This is a genomic window from Tabrizicola sp. (assembly GCF_030694085.1).
Taxonomy (GTDB): Bacteria; Pseudomonadota; Alphaproteobacteria; order Rhodobacterales; family Rhodobacteraceae; genus Tabrizicola.
The window spans coordinates 1-1,561 of the sequence record NZ_JAUXZE010000011.1 but is presented as its reverse complement, the minus strand read 5'-3'; the positions used below and the strand labels follow the sequence as shown (position 1 = coordinate 1,561).

At 59.5% G+C, this 1,561-nt stretch carries 2 protein-coding genes and 1 pseudogene; 2 read left to right on the top strand and 1 reads right to left on the bottom strand.

What is annotated here, in order from left to right; genetic code table 11:
- Positions 1 to 108 precede the first annotated feature (108 nt).
- A complete protein-coding gene (locus Q8M85_RS02600) occupies positions 109 to 339 on the bottom strand; it encodes an AlpA family transcriptional regulator (RefSeq protein WP_038145517.1) in 231 nt (76 codons plus the stop codon).
- 374 nt (positions 340 to 713) lie between these two features.
- On the opposite strand from Q8M85_RS02600, the gene Q8M85_RS02595 reads away from it, so the two are divergent.
- Both Q8M85_RS02595 and Q8M85_RS02590 read left to right on the top strand, forming a co-directional pair.
- Entirely contained in the window at positions 714 to 1,310 is a 597-nt protein-coding gene (locus tag Q8M85_RS02595) for a TetR/AcrR family transcriptional regulator (protein WP_051855734.1), read from the top strand.
- A 3-nt stretch (positions 1,311 to 1,313) separates the two neighbouring features.
- Positions 1,314 to 1,561 (top strand): annotated as a pseudogene (locus tag Q8M85_RS02590) (efflux RND transporter periplasmic adaptor subunit); the annotation flags it as partial.

Sequence of the window (1,561 nt, the reverse complement as noted above, 5' to 3'; positions counted from 1 at the left end):
ATCACCCATTTTAATCTACTATTATATTGAATATGCTATATATTAATACTTTTTGAGAGTAGGTGGGGACGTCGTTCGGGGTATGTAGGTCGTGCTCTAGTATGATCATCACGCTTGATCCTCTACCTGCACGTCGGTTCGAGCCAAAACACGGCAGTTCACTTTGTTCTTTTCGTCCCAGGCATCGAGCTCGCTCTCAGGATAGAGTACCGCTTTGCCAATCTTGACGAACGATGGACCAATCTTCATGGATCTCCAGTTCCGCAGGGTTCCGGGCGAAACTGTTCCGCGATAGCGCTGAGAAACCTCCTCGGGTGTAAGAAATCTGTTGTCTGCCATGATGGTCTCCTCGCGTTGGGTACCACGCGGTGACTGGGTGACTAGATGCGGCAGCGTTCTTCAGTCACGGTCAGCGAGCGTCTAGGCTGTTCGTTCATTTGCGGTCACGGATGAACATGCGCCCTCTTAAAAAGCGGAGAAAGCAGAAAACTACTATCGTAGGGTTGCCGGTTAGTCCCGGCTAAACATCGGTGGGTTTGCTGATCGGCGTCGATCTATGATTTGTCAGAGGAGGATGCTCTGAAACGAGCTTCCCATCTGGCCCCCAGTGTCGTGACAATCAATACATGCAGAAAGTGACGCCCGATAATTGACGCATCGCGTGAGTCCGCTTAAATTTGTTTGTGATCGCTTACTAACCAAAGAGGCGCCCCGTGCGCAAGTCAGCAAAACTCCGCAAGGCCGAGATCGTGGCCACCGTGCTCGATCTGACCGACCGGATCGGGCCGGACCGGGTGACGACAGGCGCCGTCGCGTCGCAGATCGGCGTCACGCAGGCGGCGCTGTTTCGGCATTTTCCGACCAAGGCGGCGCTGTGGCAGGCCGTGGCCGAGCATGTCGCCGAGCGGATGACAACGGCCTGGGACGAAGCTCTCAACCTCGGCAACGCGCCGGTTATCCGGTTGCGCGCACTGATTGCCGCGCAATTCGCGCAGATCGCTGCGACCCCCGCCCTGCCGATGCTGCTGTTCTCACGTGAACTGAACGTCACCAATGCGGAACTGCGCGCCACGTTTCACGGCAGGCTCACGGCCTTTCGTGGCCTGCTTGCGCGGGAGGTCGGCGCCGGGCAGCAGGCGGGCGTGCTTTGGGACGACGTCGCCGCAAACGATGTGGCGGTGCTGCTGACCGCACTCGTGCAGGGGGTGGCAATCCGCTGGGCGCTCGGCGCGCGCGATTTCAACCTTCGCGAGGAGGGATTGCGGCTGTTCGACGTGCAATGCCGGCTTCTGGCTGTGCGAGGAGAATAGACGATGCGGCGCATCTCGTTGTTGGGCGTGGTGCTGGCGGCCGCCGTTGGGGTCGGCTTCCTGTTCTTCACGGAGCGCCCGCTGACGGTGACGGTCGTTCAGCCCGTACACGATGTGACCCTTCGCATCTACGGGCTCGGCACCGTCGAGGCGCGCATCCTCAGCCGTGTCGGCTTCGAGGTGGGCGCCGCGCTGACCCGGCTTTCCGCCGATGCTGGGGACAGCGTGACTAAAGGGCAGGAGCTTGCCGT

What these genes read in the sequence shown, in the direction of transcription:
- Q8M85_RS02600 (WP_038145517.1), bottom strand. Translation starts at nt 339, where the DNA reads ATGGCAGACAACAGATTTCTTACACCCGAGGAGGTTTCTCAGCGCTAT.